An 18,750-nucleotide genomic window follows, 5' to 3' on the forward strand; every position below is an offset into this window, starting at 1 on the left:
CGCCCCCCGTTCGCCCAACCTATACCTCAAGCGCGTTGCAAAGTACGGGTCGTCAGGCGGTGAAAAGCCGAAGGCAATCCTGTGCGCCTCGTCAGACAAGATGTGCGGCCGCATCAATCGGGCCAAAAAGCCGCACTCTCACGAATAGGACGGGCTAAAGACAGCATCTTGCTCATACCCCGCTACACGACGGAACGCCGTTTCTATCTCCCCGTAGGGATGCTCGACGCTTCTGTGATCGTGACGGATACGGTTCAGGTTACCTACGACCCGGAAACATTCTGGTTCAGCATTCTTTCCTCAAGGCTCCATGTCATCTGGATGACCGCCGTCGCTGGTCGACTTAAGACCGACCCGCGCTATTCAAATACGCTTGTTTATAACACCTTTCCGGTGCCGCCTCTCGATGCGTCCCAAAAGGCTACGCTCGAAGGTCATGCTTGGAGCATCATCTCGGCGCGCGAGAGCTACCCCGGCAAGATACTTGATTGGCTTTACGACCCAGACACCATGCCCCAATCTCTTCTCGATGCTCATACTGAGCTCGATGATACGCTGGAAAAGATTTACATCGGACGTGCCTTCAAGAACGACACCGAGCGACTCGAACATCTTTTTAAGATGTACGCGGAGATGACTTCCGTCGAGCAGAAGGAGGTCCTGAGTGCCTGATTTTGTGCATGTCACCTACGGGCAGACCGGCGCGAGCCAGAAGCAGGACGCGATGGGCATGCGCGCGATGCAGGCGCGCGCCTACACCGAACGCGGCTCCCAGTATCTCCTGGTCAAGGCGCCGCCTGCCTCCGGCAAGTCCCGCGCTTTGATGTTCATCGGGCTCGACAAGCTGCAACATCAGGGCATCCGCAAAGTCATCGTCGCCGTTCCCGAAAGGTCGATCGGCGCGTCATTCCGCCCGACCAAACTCACCGACCACGGCTTCTTTCGCGATTGGCTCGTCGATGAGGAATGGAACCTGTGCACGGCGGGCGGCGATGCGGGCAAGGTTGGAAGGTTTCAGGTGTTCATGGAGAGCGACGCCGAGGTGCTGATTTGCACCCATGCCACCTTGCGCTTCGCTTATGACAAAATCGGCGCGGACCCGTTTGCCAATTGTCTGCTCGCCGTTGACGAATTCCACCACGCCTCGGCCGATGCGGATAGCCGTCTCGGCGAGGTCGTTCGCGGCCTGCTGGCCGATGGCCGCGCCCATATCGTGGCCATGACCGGCAGCTATTTCCGGGGCGACAGCATTCCCGTACTTCGCCCGGAAGACGAAGAGCGCTTTACTCGTGTCAGCTACACTTACTATGAGCAGCTCAACGGTTACACTTATCTGAAGAGCCTCGGCATCGGGTACCATTTCTACCGCCGCCGCTATCTCGATGCGATCAACGAGGTCCTCGATCCCGACAAGAAGACCATCATTCATATTCCAAGCGTGAACGCCGCCGAGAGCACCAAGGAGAAGTACGAGGAAGTCGACCGTATCCTCGATCACCTCGGCGACGTGATACAGACCGACGCGGCTACCGGGCTTCATCATGTCCGGCACAAGAGCGGCAAGGTTCTCAAGGTGGCCGATCTCGTCGAGGACGACGAGAAGACCCGTAACCAAGTGATGGAAACGCTGCGCAACATCAAAGATCGCGACGACGTCGACATCATCATTGCCCTTGGCATGGCCAAGGAGGGCTTCGACTGGATTTACTGCGAGCACGCCCTTACCGTCGGCTATCGCGGCTCCCTTACGGAGATCATCCAGATCATCGGACGCGCCACGCGCGACTGCCCCGGCAAGTCGCACGCCCAGTTTACCAACCTGATCGCCGAGCCCGACGCATCCGCCGACAACGTCGCCGACGCCGTTAACAACATGCTCAAGGCCATCGCCGCCTCGCTCCTAATGGAGCAGGTGCTCGCCCCAAACTTCAAATTCAAGACGCGCGCCACCGATGACAACATCGACGGCGGAACCAAGATCGTCGATATCGACTATACGAACAGTGAAACCACCGTCGCCATCAAGGGCTTTGCCGAGCCCAGCACCCCGCGCGTGCGGCAAATTCTCCAAAGCGACCTCGTCGATCTCACCGCCTCGGTCATGCAGGACGAGCGCGTGCTGCGCGCGGCGATGAACCCCGACGAGATTCCGCCGGAAGTCGTGACGCAGGTCTATGTCCCGAAGGTCATCGAGACCAAATACCCGGACCTCACGCCCCAGGAAGTCGAGGAGGTCCGCCAGCATGTCGTCGCCAACGCAGCCTTCAAGGCGAGCAGCAACGGCGGCCTGCCGGAGCTGAACGACAATCTCATTAAGATGGCGGACAAGTTCATCAACGTGAAAGACCTCAACATCGATTTGATCGACAGCATCAATCCCTTCCAGCTCGCCTACGAGATCATGTCGAAGTCCGTCGATGCCGATGTGCTGAAGCGCATCCATGGCGCCATCACCGCGCGGCGTATCCAGATGACCGAGGAGGAAGCGGTAGCGCTTTGGCCGCGCATCAAGAGTTTCAACGAGACGCATGGGCGCGAGCCGAGCCTCACGGCGCAAAGCCCGATGGAACGCCGCCTCGCCGAGGCGCTCGAATGGATCAGGGCCAAGAAGCGCGAGCAGATGCGCGCCCAGCAGTCAGGGTAAGCGGCCATGCCCAAGCCGACGTTGGATGATCTCTTGAGCGGTAGCGATCCGTTGCTGGATGTGAAGCCGGCAGCCATCAAGGCGGCTTCCAGCGAGCAGCAGCGGATTCTCGACACCTTCGTCGAAGTCAACAAGTTCATTGACCATCACAAGCACAAGCCGGGCGATACCGAGAAGCCCTCCGTCTCCGAGCGGGCCTTGCGCATGAAGCTGAACGGCCTATTAAACGATCCAGCCGTCCACGACATGTTGTTGCCGCATGACCGGCACGCGCTGCTTCCGGTCGCCCCGGTGAAGCCGCCGCAGACGCTCGATGAGATATTTGACGACGACCTGCTGAAGACGCCGCAAGACGACATCTTCGATCTCGTCCATGTTAAGCCAGCCGTTGCCAAGCCGGACGAGATCGCCGAGCGTCAACTGTGCGCCGAGTTCGATAAATTCAAGCCGTTGTTTGAGCAATGCGTCCGCGAAATGACGGATGGCAAGCGTAAGGCCATCCCGTTCGCTAACGAGCAGGAAATCCGCGCGGGGGAGTTCTTCATCCTGAACGGCGTGCTCGTTTACGTCGCGGAGGTGGGCGAGACACACATCCGCAACGGCAAGAAGAATGCGCGACTGCGACTCATTTTCGATAACGGAACCGAAGGCAACAACCTTTTACGTTCGCTTGCGACCGAGCTGTACAAAGACCCCAACGGCCGCCGGATCACCACCACCGACATGGGGCCGCTCTTTACGGACACGCCTGCTGCGGGCGACGCGCAGACGGGAATGATTTACGTAGTGAAGAGTCTTTCAGACGACCCGGAAATCCGCAAATTGGACGGCGCGCTCCACAAGATCGGCTTCACTTCTGGCAAGATGGAAATCCGCATTCAGAATGCCAAGGACGATCCAACGTTCCTGATGGCCCCCGTACATCCAGTGACGACCTACACCCTCTACAACATCGACCGGGTTAAGCTCGAACATTTGCTGCACGATTTCTTTGCATCGGCGCGGCTCGACATCGAGATCACGGACCGCTTTGGCCAGAAGGTACGGCCCCGTGAATGGTTCTTGGTGCCATCCTTCATTATTGGCGAGGCGGTTGCGCGATTGAAGGATGGGTCGATCGTCAATTATTTCTACGATCGTGATGCGGGTGCGCTCGTGCCAATCGCTATCAAAGGCGACTAACGATAGCAGACAGTGTCTGCGCGAATGGCCTATGTCGTTCGCGACTGCAAAGAGGATTGAAGTGTCGGAACTACAACGCTTCGCGAGCCTGATTACGGAAGTTCCTGAGAGCGAGATTGCCGCCGACGTCACGCTTGGTGGTCGACTCCTTCTCGCGCAACAGCAGCCGCTGGCGATAAGCTATGCGCCCTTCGAACATATTCAGCATGGCGCCCGGATTGCCATCGTCGGGATTACTCCGGGAGCCCAACAGGCCCGGAATGCGTTGGGCGAATTACGACGCCAACTCATTGCGGGTGCTGATCACGGTACCGCCCTTGGAGCAGCAAAGACGTTCGCGAGCTTTTCGGGGCCCATGAGAGCGAACCTAGTGGCGATGCTGGACTATATCGGGCTTGCGGGTTGGATGGGCTTGGGCAGCACGGCGGAGCTTTGGACGTCGCGGAGCGATCTTGTTCACTTCACCAGTGCTATCCGATACCCGGTCTTCATCAATGGAGAGAACTACGGCGGCTCGCCGTCGATGATCACCACGCCGCTGTTGCGGCAGGCGTTGCTTCAGTATCTGGCAGAGGAAGTGTCCGCATTGCCGAATGCGGTGTGGGTTCCTTTGGGGCCAAAGGTGAGCGAAGGACTTGCATTGCTCGTTAAGCGCGGGCTTCTGTCGGCAGATCGGCTGCTGGTCGGTTTGCCCCATCCGAGCGGAGCCAACGCTGAGCGGATATCCTACTTCCTTGGTAGGAAGGACAGAGCGTCGTTATCGGCGAAGACGTCTCCAGACACGATCGATGCGCACCGGGCCGCACTCTTCGATCTAATTGGTAATCTGCCAAGATGATCCTGCGGGCCTATGGTCAAGGAGCTACATCGCTCTTGGTGCTATCGAGCTTGGATCAGTGGAGCCGGGGCGCACACCGGCTGCTCTGACGATCCAAACGCGCGTCACTGACTCAGCATCGTTACACCGGGCCGCTCGGCAGAGTGGTTTCTGGTTCAAAATTTGACGCCCGCGCGGGTTCGTGATAGGCCTTGATCCATCATCGCTGTAATTTTTGATCGGAAGCCCCGCCGTAGGTGGGGCTTTTTGTCGTCGACCTGTCCGACGCCTCGGCAATCCCGCCGGGGCGTTTTTGTTTTGGAGGAACTATGACTAACCGCCTTTTCTACGATCCCGATACCGCACGGCCACATGTTGGCTTCAGGTTATCAGCGCACCAACTGGCTGCGCTGGATGAAGCACGCCTGAACCTGCGTCAGGGCAGATCTGAGTTCGTTCGGCAGGCTATCGAGGAACGTCTGCAACGGCTCCAGGCCGCCGCGAAGTAACCAGCGCCAGAAGCGAGAAAGCCCCAGCGCGCCAACGCCAGGGCTTTCGTAATCAATCATCCTTTGGATGCTCAACCCTCGAAGATCGAACTGAAACAGTATGCCTGAAAAATCCGAAAAAAACAACAGCAAGCGCACATCTACGAAAGACAAAATGTTCACGAATCCGGATGGATCACCTTCCATCACGGCCGGCAGCAAATGCGCCTTCATGAACATGATCTTCGCGATGGATGGCGAGGGATGGACTCCTGCGACGAAGACACTCGCCGTAACGTATTTCGACCTCTCCGAGAAGGAAGGGCACGCCTTCGCTGGCAGGAAATATCTGAGCTTCAGGACGAAGGTTTCTCTCGACACGATCAGCACCGCTAACGGCGTCATCAAAAAATCCGGACTGTTTTCGATCAAGCAGCGCGCCAACAAGTCGGTCCTGGCCAAACCGAATATGGCCGCGATCGAGGCGGAGTATGAGAAGTACGTAGCTGACCATGCCGAATATAAGCGGCGCGAAGCCGAGTCATGGAGCGATGAAGACGATCGCGATGAGGAATCTGATGCCGGTGATGACCGGAACGACGTGCCGGAACCACCGGAATCTGGTGCCGGTACCACCGGAACGACGTGCCGGTCGGAAGACGGAAAATCCGACTTTGGTGGACGGGATTTCCGACTTCGGTCGACGGAATTTCCGTCCCATAATCGCTCGAAGGAAGCGCTCCACCGAACCCCTCCATATGAACCCAAAGAAGAAATTCCTGGTCGCTCCGCTCCGGGCGTGTCTGCGCACTCCTCTGAGAAGGAACACGCCTGCGGCGCTGACCGACATGGCAATGATCCTACGAGCGACAACCGGCACTTCCAAGCCGCCAGCGGTGACGACGATCTCAACCGAGGCGTTGAGGTTGACGTCTAGCCCATGACCGCCAGCCGGTGCTCTGCCTCCACCAGAGGCGCCACCGGCTGATCATCACCCACATCACGATCATCTCTCCCATGCCGGGCCGCCAAAGCGAAAGACATTCATGACCACCACGAACATCAGCCGGCCGACACGACCGGCCGGAACCACCATCCGCCGCCGCTCCGACATCGACGACAAGGCGGCCGACCGGGACAAGCTGGCCGCGTTCGCCGCGACCATCGGCGCAGCAAAGACCAGCCTCAGGCGGGACGCCTGTGGTGACTGGCGCATCACAGGCTTGATCGGCCACCTCTCGACGGACGGCCGCGAGGTCTATGCGCATCTCGCATGCTCCAGTGCCAGAGCATGGACCAGCGCCAAGCAGAAGCTCAGCTTCCTCACCATCCAACAAGACGGCGACGACGAAGGCACCCTGAGACCCGATCGACCGCTCACCGTGGATCAGGCAGAGACCCTGAGGACGACCCTCCGGGTACGAAAGGCACGGGCAATGGACGGAGCGGCGCTTGAAGCGCTGTGCGCCGCTCGCCAGTGGCGTGAAAACTCCCGTTGCTATCAGGCCTGATAATCGACCTTCTGTACGTTATTCAGAGCGGGAGGCTCCAATCCCAGGCAAGCGCCCCCGGCCTCTGTACGGGCCTCCTGCACGTCATCGGGGATGATCGATCAAGGGCGATGGAAAGGTCTGCCGACTCGCGGGTCGCCTTTTCTTTAAAAGATGAATTTCATTTCCGGGTCCGATTTGCATTCCGAGCCAAGTCGCATTGACTTTTTCCCCATATCGTGAGACTATGTTGGCTACATTGGCACCGGATTGAACGATAGGGCTCCCGCGAGGGAGCCCATCGCTTTTCTACACCACTGACACCCAACCCGCTCGGCAACTTGCCCGGCGGGTTTTTGCTTTTCTACACCCCTGGAAGAACACCATGAAGAAAACCGACCCCTTCGCCCCGGATGAGCTTGTCTGCTCACCGATGGTACACGTAGCGCTGAAGCTGCCCAAAATCCTGCTCGACAGGATCGACGCTGCCGCCGCTCAAGATGATCCTTCGTGCGCGAACCGTAGCTCGAAGATGCGCCGATATCTGATCGCCGGCCTTCGCCGCGAACATGAGGCAGCCTAAGATGACCACGGACGCAATTGAGGACGCCGTCGTCTCTGCCGCACGCGCCAAGGGCTACGCGCTCAACTCCACGACCATGGCGACAGTCGCAATCGACCTCGCCGGCAGCAAGTTGGACGGTGACCTGATCACGATCCCCGGCAAGGGCTCGCTGTCCGTCCAGGACTATCTTCGCGACCTGCATGACCGGGCTCCGAGCGGGTTCGGCCGACTGCAACAGCCCGACAAGCCGGACGCAGAGCGGACAATCACCGAGATGCGTCGGAAACGTCCACTCGACGCCGCGTGGCATGCACGCCATGCCAGAGCCACCGGCATCACCAAGACGATGATGGACGACATCATGAGGAACCGCGCATGACCTATCGAAGATTACGAAGTGCAGTTGCCACAAGGGAGGCCATCGAAGCGATTCCGCCTGATGCACGGGAGCAACGGGCTCAGCATCTCGTGGCCCGCGAACGGGGCCAGCGACTTGCCGCCGCTCAGGCCGCCGTGGCAGCCGCGCTTGAGGCGCATGAACGCGCACTGGCCAGTGTTCCAGCGGCCGAGGCTGATCTCAAGGCCGCCCGTGCAAAGCTCGACGAAGTCGAAAGAGAGGTAGCAGCGGCAGCGCCGGCTGCCTAAATGTTTGGACCGCGGTTTTCAGCTTCTCCAGAGTCGCCGCGGTCCATCGGAGGCGCAACAGATGATATTGAGACGACTCGCAGGACTGCACGCACTCGCGTTGGCTCTCACTGTTGCGCCTCCCGCACTTGCCGGCCCGTACTGCGTACCCGTCGACGGTCGCGACCAAATCGCCAAAGCCGGCAGCGTGTGCCCGGTCGGGTATTTGGCGTCGGGACCGTGCTGCATCGCGCTCCATGTGGACACGCCACGCGCCTTTGCCCGTCTGCCCGCCCGATCGTGCCCAAGCGGGACGTTCACTAGCGCCGTCAGCTATTGCGTGTCACTGCGATAAACGCGCGAGAACTCGCTGAACTTGCACGGCCTGCCACTTTCCGTTGCCGAGCGCAGTCGGAATGCCGGCCTCATTCAAGCCATCTGCAATCGACCGTAGCGACGTTGCGCCGTCCGCCTGTAGCTTGCGGATCGTCGGGCCGATATCTGCCGCATGTTTCGTCGTGCGGTCCAGTAGGGCTTTCCGGGAGGCGTCCTGCATCTTCGCACCGGGGACAACACCACGGTTGCCGCCAAGCTTCTTCCCTCGACGCTTGGCCGCCGCCAGTGCCGCTTTGGTGCGGGCTGAGATCATGCCGGCTTCCAACTCCGCCACTGCCACCATCTGCTGAAGAAGGAAACGGCCGGTAGCGCCTTCGATCACGGGCAGGTCCGCGAACCGAACGTCAACGCCGGCCTCAAGCAGGCGGGACAGGAAGGCGACAGAGCGAGTAAGGCGGTCAACCTTGGAAACCACCAGCGCGGCCCGATGCAGTCGCGCGGCGGCCAGTGCCTGCTCCAGCGCGGGCCGGTCAGATCGCTTACCCGACTCCACCTCGGTGAACTCGGCAACGATCGTCCAATCGCCACCGTTGAGATAGGCAGCAACCGCGGCCCGTTGAGCCTCGATGCCGAGACCAGACTTACCCTGCTTGCCGGTGGAAACTCGGTAGTAGGTGACGAACTTCCCATTGTGCTGCGCCATGGCCCGCCTGTTACGAATACTTCAACGTCCGTTGACGTATCTGTAACGAGTAGCCCAAGTCTCCGTCAACACAAATCTTGTACCCGTAACAGACGGCGGACCGGCGGTTATCGCCGGTCCAGCCGCCTTGCAGCACCAGCTATGCCACGATCGTTTCGCTCCGGTGCAACACGCCCGCGTCTCGGCACCAGCGCTGCACCGCCTCCAGATCGCCAGCGTCCAAGATGGAGTTGCCTTCGATCAAAGCGAAGCGGCTGCCGTGCAGGCCCTGCCGCTCCCGTGGCGAGAGCGCGCAAATTTTGCTGCGGTAGTTCTGCGAGCGTTCGAAACGACGCTGGACGGCTTTGAGTGTGACTGTCGTGCTCATGGCATGATCCTTCCATGGGCCGGGCCAGATACGGCACAGCCCTTGTGTTGATGATCGATGCGGCGCGTTGCGATGAGCACGGTCCCCGACGAAGCGGAGGCGCACAGGTCTCGTGACGAGACTTCGCGGCAACACATAGGCTCAGCATCTTCCCTGCGCAAGGCCTTGCTCGCGTTGCGCATGCCACCGGGCTGCCAAGGTTTCCCAGCGCTCGCAAGCGCGGGAGGGTGAAGCCGCGAATTTTTGTGCCGCATGGCCCCGGCATTGGCTGAGCGGTTTTCCTTAGCCACCAACAAAAAGCGGACTTACGACCACCCCAGACCTTCGGGGATGTACCCCCACACGCGCGGGAGGTTCATGCATCCGCACCCCCACCCCCGAAATCATCGGGCGTCACCATTTCACGCGCAATATGAGCGCATTTTCCAAAAGGCGATTTACGCCGTCACCGTCCGCGTGCTCGGTCGCGCCAACGAACAAGAGAGACCATGTCAGAGAACCTCCTACTCCACGTCCAATTGAGCGCGACCGACAGCATGAGCCCTGTGGTCGCTGGCCTCCAAAAAAACCTCCAGAAGCTTAAGGCGGTAATCAACTCCATCAACGGCATCTCCGCGCCTAAGCTGTTTCCAGACAGCCTATCGGCAGGCCTACAGAAGTTCACCGACGACGCTCGCAGGGCTGCGTCGGCCTATCGCACTGAATGGAAGTCGGCCTATGCAGACAGCCTGCGTGACGCGCGGGCGTTCCATCGTGAACTGGATCGCCTCGACCGGCAGACCTACAACCGCAGGCAGGCTGAGCAACGCGCCGTTGGTCGTGGTGCCAACTCCGGCGGCCGTGGCGCGCTCCCCCGTGGCATTTCGCCAACCACCGCGCTCATCTCAGGGGGCATCACCATCTCCGGCGTCGCATCCGCCTTTAAGAAACGAATGGAATCCGACGTGGCGGAGACGAAGGCACAAATTTTCGGTGGTCTGTCCGCAGCGGAAGTGAAGCGGCTTCGCGGTGACTGGTCAGATCAGGTTGCGATCAGGTTTGGCGAATCCGCAGCGGCTGTTCTGGACAGCTACACCGAGGCGCTTAAGCAAGGCTTCGACGCCACCGCTGCAAAGAAGGTCACGGAAAACGCCTTGGAGGCGTCGTCGGCGCTGGAAATGAACATCGGCGAGCTGATGAAGTTGGCCGGCAAGACCGCAACCAGCCTCTATGGTAACGTCCGGAACGCCGATCCGGCCCGCGTCGCCCGGATGATGACCTCGGTGGCCGTCGCCGCCGCTGCGACCGCCGCAGACCCGAACGAGGTGGTAGAGGCGAACAAGCGTGCGCTGTCCGCCTTGAGCACCACGAAGATGAAGGAAACCGACCTGTCCGCGTTCACGTCGGTCGGTATCTCGGCAGGCTTACAGCCGAACAAGGCCGGCACGTTCGTTGGCTTCCTGACCTCAGAATTTGCGAACGCCGGAAATGCTCGCGGCGCGCGCGCGAAGGATCTGGATCAGGCTGCACGTATGATCGGTTACGGCGGCCGGGCGCAGATGGCTCAGAGATTGGCATCGGCTCCAACCGAGTTCATGTTGGACATGTTTTCGAAGATGAGGAACATGTCTGAGCAGAGCCGGGCTAAATTCGCGAACCTTGCCGGCATGCGGGAGTGGCGGGACGAACTGGTGCAGATGGCCAAGGCTGCCGACCAAATCCGGGAGACGTTGAAGGAAATCGACCAGAAGAGCGATGCGGTCTCCGCGTTCTCCCGTACCAAGCTTAACTCGCTTCAGAAGCGCTGGGACCGCATCAAGGCGATGTTTGGTCTCGCATGGGAGAAATTCGGGAGCGGCTTCGAGCAGAGCTTCATCGAGGTATCCGATTGGTTCGATCGACATACCGGCATCTTCACCTCCAGCAAGATCGCGGAGAAGTCCCGAGACCTTGTCGAGCGGCTGAAGAAGGCCTTTGGCGTCGCCAACATGGGCGACGCACTCGACAAGATCGCAGCGAAACTTTCGTCCATCGACGTGGACAAGATCATCGGCTTTGCGTCGGGCTTCGTGAACGGGCTCAAGTCAGTCTCTGACACCATCATCAGCATGCTGAAGGGCGTTGCCACCGCCATGGGAAAGGACGGCAACAGCGCTGAAGTCCTGGGTAAGCTGGTCGGCCAGATTGTTGCGCTCTCCATCGCGCTGGGAACGCTCGCCCCGCTCATGGCCGTGTTAGCTGGCGTTGCGAACATCATCAGCCGCATCGCGGGCCTGCTCGGTGGTCGGGCGTTGCTAGGTGCCGCCACCGGCAACCCTGTTGGCACCGCTGCCCTGCTCGCGTGGGCCCTCGCGGAGAACAACGATGCCGGCACATCGGATGCCTCAAAGAAACGGCCGGGAGAAACGACGAGCCAATGGCGAGAGCGTCAACGCCAGCACAAGAAAGAGCTGTACCAAAAGCAGAGTGGCGACGGCTTCAACCCCGCGGACGTTCACCCGATGAGCTTCATCGGGAACAAGCTCGACAACCTCGGCGGAAAGATCGAGCGAGCTTCGTTCATGGGCGCCACGGACTTCAGCTCCCGCAGCCGTGCCGGCGGACTCCAGTATGCCTATCAGGGCGCTGCGTCTTCTGGCGGTGGAGATGGAGGTATAGGGCGCCTGCTCAGCGGTGTCGGCACTCCCGACGCCCTGATCAAGGGCGCTACGCCGGGCGGCATGCTTCCCAACTTCGGTGTTGGGTCGGGCGGTATCATCCGGCGCGGCGGCAAGGTCGGAATGAGCTACAGCACTCCCAGCGTTGGGACCGAAATCCCCGCGGGTGGAGCTGCCGATATGAGTGTCGGCGCAGGTCTCGCAGGAAGCGACTTCCTCGCTGCCCGACGCGCTCGCTTCGGTGAAGAGTTGAAGAATGATCCGACCCTGAGAATGCACCTCGCAGCCATCCAAGCTACCGAAGGCATCAGCAAGGGGGGCACCATCGAGAGCCTCATGAACCGTGCTGACATGCAAGGCAAGACACTGCGTCAGATGCTCGGCTTCTCAGCCGATGGCGTTCGCAGCGTCAATCCGCGAACCGGCAAGTATAACAGCTTCTACGGGCCCATCCGTCGTGGTGAAATATACGGAGCGATCGAACGACTGAAGAGAAATCCGAAGCTGTTCGAAAATTACGACGCCTACACAAGGCGTGCTCTGGCTGGAAGCCATGTTATCGGCGGCTACACTGATCAAGGCTTGGCAACCGATCCCAACGGCTCGGCGCAAACCGGCATCAAGGGTTTTAAGATCAGCCCGAAGGACGGCAACGAGTTCACTGATTGGGTTGGTCCGGGATCGAGCTACGGCAAGGGTCGCCAAGGTGCGATCAACTACCGCAAATTCATCGAGCAGAACATCAATAACGTGCCGGCCCCCGCCGACGCGATCAAGAATGTTCCTGCTGCCCCGACGTCTGGCGTCCCGATGAGGGGTGACTTTGGTGGTGCCGGCCGCGGCTCTGTCGCGATCCACATCAACGGCAACAGTCACGACCCGGAAGCCCTCGCAACGCTGGTGCAGCGCCGGGTTGACGAGTCGATGAACTGGCGTGTCCACGACTCAGAGAGCGAGTACACCTAACGCACGGCCGGGAGGGAGAGTCATCATTGCGAGGCGGACGTACCCTCGCTTTGATGGCTCTCTCGTTTGCATTCGTGCGAATGCAACAGCCTTGAAGCAAATGGAGCCTCCTGCATAGTGCCTCCGGCCAACACACAGAGAGGACTCAGGTGGACTATCGCAACTACAGCATCATCAAAGAAAGCAGCCGCTATGTCGCATTCGATCCGAATGAGCCGGAGATTTTCAGGATGCGCTCGGTGAGCCTGAAGCGGCTCCACAGAGGCATTGACGCAATGTGGCTGCCAACGGTCGGTAGTTCGGGCAGACTTATCGATGAGATGGCTGCTCCGAGATGGCGCCGCAAATGGTCGATGAATCCGGCTGGCGAAATCGATCTTGATGCAGAAAATGCGCGCGGTGCCTGCTGACCTCGGCTCGTTCTTAGCTCGGTCAAGCCGGCCGGGGGGCGTTCTCATTTGGTTCGCGTGGACACTCCAAAAAGCGATACCTCATGATCACCCTCAATCTTGCGAGGAGAAAAATATATGACTGAGCTTGTCACCACGCTGTCGACGTTCGTCGCGATGGCAAACGCAAACAAGACGCTGATGGACGGCACGACGAAACCCGTCCGCCAGATCATAGAGGACAACGACGTGGTTTTAGCCGTATGGCAGGACTTCGCTCAGCCTTTTGGAATCGGAACACTGACTATCAAAGGCGCCGCGGTCCTTCGCAATATCAGCGCCGATGGCGTCACGTCCTTTTGCCGGGCGAACGCGATCCCGTGCGATAGCTACGAACAGGCGGTGGCATTGTTGGAAGTGCTCGGTGAACCGGACACGCTGAACTAGATTTTGCCAACCGACCTTTATCAACGCCCTCAGCCAATCCGGCCGGGGGCGTTTTTTGCAATCCGAGGAATAGCATTGATCACACGGGCCATGGCGATTACCGACACGTCGCCGTAGTCCTCGCCAGATGTTCGGGCTGCGTGGCCCTGAATGGCATCGACGACTCGCGGATCGAATCCGAGGTTGCGGCTAACTGACTTGAGGCGGTGCCGCCATGCGTGGTTAGGCTGGACTCGTTCGTCGGTTACGACTGCCCGAACAAAATCAAGAACACGTTTGTAGCTGCCTTTCGCGAACAGCGGGCCGTTGCCCGAGCCAGCGACGAAGCGCAACAGTCCGAGTTCGATCAGGTGTGGATGGACTGGGACCAGCCGGTAAGTCCCGGTCTTGATGCTGCCAGCAAGTGGATTGAGATCAAAAACATGGTGGCCCGACTCGTCGCGAACATCCTCCTTGCGAAGCTGTAGCGCCTCCGCAATCCGGCAGCCCGTGTAGCAGGCGATCAGCGGTGCCCACCGCTTGGCGGCGGCGGTTCTCGGGTCCTCTTTCTGCTTCTGCACGTATGTACAGCAAGCGTCGAAGATTGCGCCGGCTTCCTGATCTGTGAAACCCTTCGATCGAGTCCGGATTTTCTTTTCCGCCTTGACCTTGATTGCGTCGGCTGGATTGTTCGTCAGCTTCCGATTGTCTACTGCCCAACCAAGAACGGATTTGATCCCCGGCAGATCACCATCCTTCAAGGTCTTTGCGGTCACGACCTTCAGACGGGCATCCTTGAATGCAAGCATGTCCTGCTCGGTCACGCGGTTGGCATCGTCATGACCAAGATGCTTAACCAGTCGATCAACGGCCCCCTTATAAGTGTCATAGGTGGTCCGACTGCGGCCAGTTGCTTTGGCTTCAGCCCACCACAGGTCGAGCAGGCCGGTGATCGTCTGCCGCGGCTTGATCGCTGCGACGCTTTCGATCGCTGGGAAGCGCTGCGCTTTCGGATCAGGACTGTAATCACCCTCCGCATTGCGCCGTAACTGCCAGCCCGCATCAAGACTGGCCATGCCGACCAAGCGCAAGAATCGTTGCCGGTCATTCGGGTTTAGGTGGATGCGCTGACGGATCAGCACCCAATCCGCGAGAAGTCCGAACCGATCTTCAAGCGCGTCATACTGGTCGGCCGGGAAGGCGTTGACAGCCGCAGTCAGATCACCAGTCCCAAACAGTTCCGTCGCGGTGTTCACCTCGTTCGGCATCAAGGCCGCTGGCGGTGGGTTTTTGATGCGACCTTCAAGGGCTGCGCGACTGAGCGCTTTGTGATACATCCATGCGTCGGGTTCGCCGGGGTTGTCGCGGTGGATTTCCTGATACAGCCGATAGGTCTCGCCGCTCAGCGCGACCATGTCTTTGTGACTGAGACTGATCGGAGCCGCTTCGGTCAGATCAAACAACCGGCGAAGATGATCCAGAGCGTTGGCCTGTCGCGCCTCCGCAATATTCCTGTCGTCCGTCCCGAGACTAAACGCTACGTCGCTTCCGATGGTCACCGTCCGGACGAACGGATAGTCGTCTGGTGTGCTGATGCTGAGCAACACGCGCTTGCCGCGTAGTCGATCGACGATCTTGGTGGGAACACGAATGCGGAATTGGGGAACGGTCGAGCCGGCACGTTGGGACATCGAGAACTTCAGAGAAACCATGGTCTGTGTGGCACTTTCGTGTGGCACTCAGGACCGAAATTTCAAGAAAATCAATGCATCCAATAGGATGGCTGGTGCTGCCAGACAGGATTGAACTGTCGACCTCTCCATTACCAAGGGCGTTGCCCGACATCAGTTTTAGCCTATTTTTCACGCCTTTTTCGCCTTCCGCTTTTTCGTCTCCCCGGATTTTCCCCCAGGGAGGTTGTCGATCGTGTGCTGAAGCTCTCCGACGTTTACGTGCGCATATCGCATCACCATGCGCTCGCTCTTCCATCCACCGAGCTTCATCAGCGCGCCGAGATCCCTGTTCTTGGCGTAGTGCCATGTGGCCCAGGTGTGACGGCAGTCGTGGGGATGGAAATCGACAATTCCAGCGCGACGGCAAGCCGCCCTGAAGGCTGTCTTGATGCGAGTCCCGGCCGACGTGTCCGCGTCGTTCCGAGGGCGGCTGTAGGCCAAGCCATCGGGCCGGCGGAAAACCTCTGCTGATCGGCCGCTGATGTTCGCTAGGGCGGCTATTGCCCTTCGGTGGAGCGGGACGCCGCGCGCCTCGCCGTTCTTGGTTTTCGGAAACTGGACATGGGCTCGCGACAACTCGACGTCACGCCAATCCAGCCACAAGGCCTCACCAGTGCGGGCGCCCGTGTAGAGCATGAAGATGACCAGCGGCCTGAGATGGTCGCTGCACGCAGCAATCAGGCGATCCGCTTCATCGATTGTGAGCCACCGAACCCGGCCCGCTGGAATATCCGGGCGATCGATAATCGGCAGTGTGCACCAACCGCGTTTCGCCGCATGATGCAAAATGGCCGAAGCGATCGCGTAGAACTGCCGGTTACGTGTTGAAGGCGAGGCCTCCGGATAGAGCTTCTTTGCCCCACGATCGAGCGCGTCCTGATCGATGCGAGCAAGCGGCGTCGTTCCGAAATGCGCGATCACCTTGGCAGTGAACCGCTTCGATCCGCCGTTCTCTAGATAGCTCAGCGCGGCCGCGGCGAACGTTGCGGTAGCGCGACGACCGTAGACTGATTGGGCGAGTATTTCCGCCTCACGCTTGGCGCGGATCTCTTCGGCGACGGCTCGGTTGCCAGTGCCAGTGCTTTCTTCAACACGGATTCCGCGGAGGGTGCCGCGGATGATCCAGTTGGGTGATTTTGGACGCCTCTTAAGTTCGAGGGGCACGGTAGAGCCTCATAAAGCTGGTTGCAATCTTCGGGACTAAAAACGATGGCGCGGCCCATTTTTCGGCCGATGCCGTTCTTTCGCGCAGTCTGTAGGATGACCGCTTCACTGACGGGAAAAACACTACCAGCCAAATCGCGAGCCATCGCGAAACTCGGCCATGCTGTCTCGGTGCCGATTGATCGGTGCTTCATGTCGCGGCCTCACTGCACCGACGACTGCTGTCGCTCGGCGTATGCCCGCGCGACTTCGTCTTGGTACGATGTGATGGCCTCGCCAGCCTGGACGATCAGATCGTCGCCTGCGAGCAGGTCGATGATCTTCGCCCGCTCAGTTTCCAAAGTCCCAAGCCCGCTCGCGACCTTTTCGAGCAGTGAGACGGCTTCAGCAAGATCGGGGCGGCCGATCTCAAGGCAAAGGTCCATGATGCGATCTGTCAGGATAGCGAGAACATCTCGTGTCGTGCCGCGACTCTCGTTCATGCCGCATCTCCCATGCGTTCACGCACCATGCGCAGCGCCTCCGCACGCGGATACACGATCTCGCCGCGCGGCCCGCGAACGAATTTGACCTGACCGGCTTTGCGCAGCTCGCGCAGGCCGTGCTGCGAAAAGACAAGCGGAAAATCTTCGAGAAGCTTCGCTTCGGGTACGGCGCTTTGAAGCTCGACGGCCAAGGCGTTGTATTCGGCGTCCATGGAGATCTCCAACGCAAAAAGCCCGCGCGGAATCCGGGCGGGCTGATGACAGACAGGGTGTGAATGGGGAAATGGCCGGAGCCAAAAAGAAGTTCGCCCGCCGCGGCGGCTGCCGGGCGGGCTTCAGCAGGACGAACTTCCCACGGTCTGCACCTTGTCAAGTGATTGCCACTAAAGCAAGCCGTTCTTGATTGATCTTGAAAGGGTTTTAGGTTTTCCACAGGGATTGCCCGATTCGTCAATTATTGGAGGGGAGCCCAAGGGCGAAGCGTGCGTCCCTGGGATCCCCCCTCTGTTTAGGCGAGACGAGCGACAGCCTCCGCGAGCGGCTTGCCCAAGATCATCGCACCATGGTGCCGGTTGCCGCTGTACTCCTCCGTCTCGACATAGGCGCAAAGCACACGCGCCAGCACCGCCACGCCAGCTGAGGTTTTCGGCTCGATTGCTGCAACCTCGCGAGCAAGGTCGTCGATTGCCTGAGAGGCGAAGAAAGCCGCCTCATATGCTTCCGGCAATCCCGATCGTTCTATGGCCGCAGCGCGATCGCTTTCATAGCGCTCCGCCAACGCGATCTTTCGCTTCACCGCCTTCCCGAACGAGGTGCGGCCGTCGCAATGGATAACCCCGTCCTTTATGAGGTTCTTCAGTGAGGTCGAGTCGATGATCTTTTTCGGCCGCGCCGCTCTCGAATAACCGTCACTATCGACGACGAAACCTCCTGGTAACGGGCTGTCGTCGACGTCCCTCAGCTCGTAGGAGCATCCGGCCCAAAAGGTGGAAGAATAACAAACGATCTCCTCCGGCACGTCCGGCACGAGCGACCTCGCTAAGGCCTTGGCCTCCGCAAGTTTGGCTTGCGCCGCCGCGAAGGCATCGACCAGGCCACCCAGGCGCCGGCCGGCGTCGACCAGTAAGGGATCCTCCTCAGGAGCCGCCAGGGCGGCGGTGAGCATGACAGGGGTTGTGGCGCTGGCTCCTGCCAGCACCGCGGCTGCGCGCCCTAGGAAGCTACGGCGGCCGATTGCGATAGGGGTGCTCATGCGGTCACCCCTTCGTCTTCCGACTGCTCCTCGACGTCGTAGCCGGCGACGCGGTCCCGGCTCGGCAGGTGAAGGACAACCGGCCCGGCCGGCTCGATTTCGTGAGAGCGGAGCGACGGCCCCGCGCAGCCGCCGTCCTCGAGGTCTGGGTCGACCTCGATGCCGTCTAGGTACTCGATCAGCATCTCGACGAGCTCTCGGCAGTTCTCGGCGTACTCGCTGTTTGGGTCGTTGTCCTGATTGTGCTCCAAAACCCATCCTAGGCGCTCGCATACGCGCTCACCGACGTTGGCGAGACGGATGACGGCTCGCTGCCATGCGGGCTCAGGAGCTCCGCTGGCGTGGTGGGAGGCGTCGAAGGCGCCCTTACAGGCAAACGCACGGCAGTGGCCCGTAACGGGCGGGAACATGGGTCTGTTAAATGTCATTGGGTGGTGCTCGCGGTTTAACCGGCTGTCTAGGCCGGGCTGCCAGCGACGGGCT

At 60.0% G+C, this 18,750-nt stretch carries 21 protein-coding genes; 13 read left to right on the top strand and 8 right to left on the bottom strand.

Annotated features, from left to right (window positions below; all coding sequences use genetic code 11):
• Positions 1-168 precede the first annotated feature (168 nt).
• The 10 genes from J4G43_RS04840 (at position 169) to J4G43_RS04885 (ending at position 7,831) form a co-directional block, all read left to right on the top strand.
• Positions 169-672 carry a type IIL restriction-modification enzyme MmeI gene (locus tag J4G43_RS04840; RefSeq protein WP_208084168.1) on the top strand — a complete coding sequence of 168 codons (504 nt, stop codon included), beginning with the start codon at positions 169-171 and terminating at the stop codon, positions 670-672.
• Positions 665-2,644: a DEAD/DEAH box helicase gene (locus J4G43_RS04845; protein WP_095426824.1), complete on the top strand. Its 1,980-nt coding sequence runs from the start codon at positions 665-667 to the stop codon at positions 2,642-2,644. Before J4G43_RS04840 ends, J4G43_RS04845 begins: the two co-directional genes overlap by 8 nt.
• 6 nt (positions 2,645-2,650) lie before the next feature.
• Complete coding sequence (locus J4G43_RS04850) at positions 2,651-3,826, top strand: GIY-YIG nuclease family protein (protein WP_095426825.1); 1,176 nt, start codon at positions 2,651-2,653, stop codon at positions 3,824-3,826.
• A gap of 31 nt (positions 3,827-3,857) precedes the next feature.
• The gene (locus J4G43_RS04855; protein ID WP_208084169.1) at positions 3,858-4,664 is read left to right on the top strand and encodes a hypothetical protein; all 807 of its coding nucleotides are present in this window, start codon (positions 3,858-3,860) and stop codon (positions 4,662-4,664) included.
• Positions 4,665-4,972: 308 nt separating this feature from the next.
• The gene (locus tag J4G43_RS55835) at positions 4,973-5,152 is read left to right on the top strand and encodes a ribbon-helix-helix protein, CopG family (RefSeq protein ID WP_095426827.1); all 180 of its coding nucleotides are present in this window, start codon (positions 4,973-4,975) and stop codon (positions 5,150-5,152) included.
• Between the two features lie 100 nt (positions 5,153-5,252).
• Positions 5,253-6,068 carry a hypothetical protein gene (locus J4G43_RS04865; protein ID WP_152036299.1) on the top strand — a complete coding sequence of 272 codons (816 nt, stop codon included), beginning with the start codon at positions 5,253-5,255 and terminating at the stop codon, positions 6,066-6,068.
• Positions 6,069-6,177: 109 nt separating this feature from the next.
• Positions 6,178-6,642, top strand: coding sequence for a hypothetical protein (locus J4G43_RS04870; protein WP_095426829.1), 465 nt, complete (start codon positions 6,178-6,180; stop codon positions 6,640-6,642).
• 364 nt (positions 6,643-7,006) lie between these two features.
• Positions 7,007-7,204, top strand: a complete 198-nt coding sequence (locus J4G43_RS04875) for a hypothetical protein (RefSeq protein ID WP_095426830.1) — start codon at positions 7,007-7,009, stop codon at positions 7,202-7,204.
• 1 nt (position 7,205) lies between these two features.
• A complete protein-coding gene (locus J4G43_RS04880) occupies positions 7,206-7,565 on the top strand; it encodes a hypothetical protein (protein WP_095426831.1) in 360 nt (119 codons plus the stop codon).
• Positions 7,562-7,831, top strand: coding sequence for a hypothetical protein (locus J4G43_RS04885; RefSeq protein WP_152036298.1), 270 nt, complete (start codon positions 7,562-7,564; stop codon positions 7,829-7,831). The genes J4G43_RS04880 and J4G43_RS04885 overlap by 4 nt, the downstream gene beginning before the upstream one ends.
• A 322-nt stretch (positions 7,832-8,153) precedes the next feature.
• Here the strand turns inward: J4G43_RS04885 and J4G43_RS04890 are convergent, their stop codons facing one another.
• Positions 8,154-8,849, bottom strand: a complete 696-nt coding sequence (locus J4G43_RS04890; protein ID WP_095426832.1) for a recombinase family protein — start codon at positions 8,847-8,849, stop codon at positions 8,154-8,156.
• A 139-nt stretch (positions 8,850-8,988) separates the two neighbouring features.
• On the bottom strand, positions 8,989-9,216 hold the full coding sequence (locus tag J4G43_RS04895) for a hypothetical protein (RefSeq protein ID WP_095426833.1): 228 nt from the start codon (positions 9,214-9,216) through the stop codon (positions 8,989-8,991).
• 488 nt (positions 9,217-9,704) lie between these two features.
• Between J4G43_RS04895 and J4G43_RS04900 the strand changes: the two genes are divergently transcribed.
• The 3 genes from J4G43_RS04900 (at position 9,705) to J4G43_RS04910 (ending at position 13,654) form a co-directional block, all read left to right on the top strand.
• Positions 9,705-12,818: a phage tail tape measure protein gene (locus J4G43_RS04900; protein WP_208084170.1), complete on the top strand. Its 3,114-nt coding sequence runs from the start codon at positions 9,705-9,707 to the stop codon at positions 12,816-12,818.
• 149 nt (positions 12,819-12,967) lie between these two features.
• Entirely contained in the window at positions 12,968-13,228 is a 261-nt protein-coding gene (locus J4G43_RS04905) for a hypothetical protein (RefSeq protein ID WP_208084171.1), read from the top strand.
• A gap of 117 nt (positions 13,229-13,345) precedes the next feature.
• Positions 13,346-13,654 carry a hypothetical protein gene (locus J4G43_RS04910; RefSeq protein WP_208084172.1) on the top strand — a complete coding sequence of 103 codons (309 nt, stop codon included), beginning with the start codon at positions 13,346-13,348 and terminating at the stop codon, positions 13,652-13,654.
• A gap of 29 nt (positions 13,655-13,683) precedes the next feature.
• Here J4G43_RS04910 and J4G43_RS04915 read toward each other — a convergent pair whose 3' ends face one another.
• The 6 genes from J4G43_RS04915 to J4G43_RS04940 form a co-directional block, all read right to left on the bottom strand.
• Positions 13,684-15,345, bottom strand: coding sequence for a hypothetical protein (locus J4G43_RS04915; protein WP_208084173.1), 1,662 nt, complete (start codon positions 15,343-15,345; stop codon positions 13,684-13,686).
• Positions 15,346-15,495: 150 nt separating this feature from the next.
• Positions 15,496-16,530 carry a site-specific integrase gene (locus J4G43_RS04920; RefSeq protein ID WP_208084174.1) on the bottom strand — a complete coding sequence of 345 codons (1,035 nt, stop codon included), beginning with the start codon at positions 16,528-16,530 and terminating at the stop codon, positions 15,496-15,498.
• 203 nt (positions 16,531-16,733) lie between these two features.
• Positions 16,734-17,012 carry a hypothetical protein gene (locus J4G43_RS04925; RefSeq protein ID WP_208084175.1) on the bottom strand — a complete coding sequence of 93 codons (279 nt, stop codon included), beginning with the start codon at positions 17,010-17,012 and terminating at the stop codon, positions 16,734-16,736.
• A complete protein-coding gene (locus tag J4G43_RS04930; protein WP_208084176.1) occupies positions 17,009-17,227 on the bottom strand; it encodes a hypothetical protein in 219 nt (72 codons plus the stop codon). Before J4G43_RS04930 ends, J4G43_RS04925 begins: the two co-directional genes overlap by 4 nt.
• 296 nt (positions 17,228-17,523) lie before the next feature.
• On the bottom strand, positions 17,524-18,267 hold the full coding sequence (locus tag J4G43_RS04935) for a hypothetical protein (RefSeq protein WP_208084177.1): 744 nt from the start codon (positions 18,265-18,267) through the stop codon (positions 17,524-17,526).
• Entirely contained in the window at positions 18,264-18,695 is a 432-nt protein-coding gene (locus J4G43_RS04940; protein ID WP_208084178.1) for a hypothetical protein, read from the bottom strand. Before J4G43_RS04940 ends, J4G43_RS04935 begins: the two co-directional genes overlap by 4 nt.
• Positions 18,696-18,750: the final 55 nt, after the last annotated feature.

This window comes from Bradyrhizobium barranii subsp. barranii (genome assembly GCF_017565645.3).
GTDB lineage: Bacteria > Pseudomonadota > Alphaproteobacteria > Rhizobiales > Xanthobacteraceae > Bradyrhizobium > Bradyrhizobium barranii.

Coding starts and splice junctions, on each gene's coding strand:
- J4G43_RS04850 (WP_095426825.1), top strand. CDS start 2,651: ATGCCCAAGCCGACGTTGGATGATCTCTTGAGCGGTAGCGATCCGTTG.
- J4G43_RS04855 (WP_208084169.1), top strand. CDS start 3,858: ATGTCGTTCGCGACTGCAAAGAGGATTGAAGTGTCGGAACTACAACGC.
- J4G43_RS55835 (WP_095426827.1), top strand. CDS start 4,973: ATGACTAACCGCCTTTTCTACGATCCCGATACCGCACGGCCACATGTT.
- J4G43_RS04865 (WP_152036299.1), top strand. CDS start 5,253: ATGCCTGAAAAATCCGAAAAAAACAACAGCAAGCGCACATCTACGAAA.
- J4G43_RS04870 (WP_095426829.1), top strand. CDS start 6,178: ATGACCACCACGAACATCAGCCGGCCGACACGACCGGCCGGAACCACC.
- J4G43_RS04875 (WP_095426830.1), top strand. CDS start 7,007: ATGAAGAAAACCGACCCCTTCGCCCCGGATGAGCTTGTCTGCTCACCG.
- J4G43_RS04880 (WP_095426831.1), top strand. CDS start 7,206: ATGACCACGGACGCAATTGAGGACGCCGTCGTCTCTGCCGCACGCGCC.
- J4G43_RS04885 (WP_152036298.1), top strand. CDS start 7,562: ATGACCTATCGAAGATTACGAAGTGCAGTTGCCACAAGGGAGGCCATC.
- J4G43_RS04890 (WP_095426832.1), bottom strand. CDS start 8,849: ATGGCGCAGCACAATGGGAAGTTCGTCACCTACTACCGAGTTTCCACC.
- J4G43_RS04895 (WP_095426833.1), bottom strand. CDS start 9,216: ATGAGCACGACAGTCACACTCAAAGCCGTCCAGCGTCGTTTCGAACGC.
- J4G43_RS04900 (WP_208084170.1), top strand. CDS start 9,705: ATGTCAGAGAACCTCCTACTCCACGTCCAATTGAGCGCGACCGACAGC.
- J4G43_RS04910 (WP_208084172.1), top strand. CDS start 13,346: ATGACTGAGCTTGTCACCACGCTGTCGACGTTCGTCGCGATGGCAAAC.
- J4G43_RS04915 (WP_208084173.1), bottom strand. CDS start 15,345: ATGGTTTCTCTGAAGTTCTCGATGTCCCAACGTGCCGGCTCGACCGTT.
- J4G43_RS04925 (WP_208084175.1), bottom strand. CDS start 17,012: ATGAACGAGAGTCGCGGCACGACACGAGATGTTCTCGCTATCCTGACA.
- J4G43_RS04930 (WP_208084176.1), bottom strand. CDS start 17,227: ATGGACGCCGAATACAACGCCTTGGCCGTCGAGCTTCAAAGCGCCGTA.
- J4G43_RS04935 (WP_208084177.1), bottom strand. CDS start 18,267: ATGAGCACCCCTATCGCAATCGGCCGCCGTAGCTTCCTAGGGCGCGCA.
- J4G43_RS04940 (WP_208084178.1), bottom strand. CDS start 18,695: ATGACATTTAACAGACCCATGTTCCCGCCCGTTACGGGCCACTGCCGT.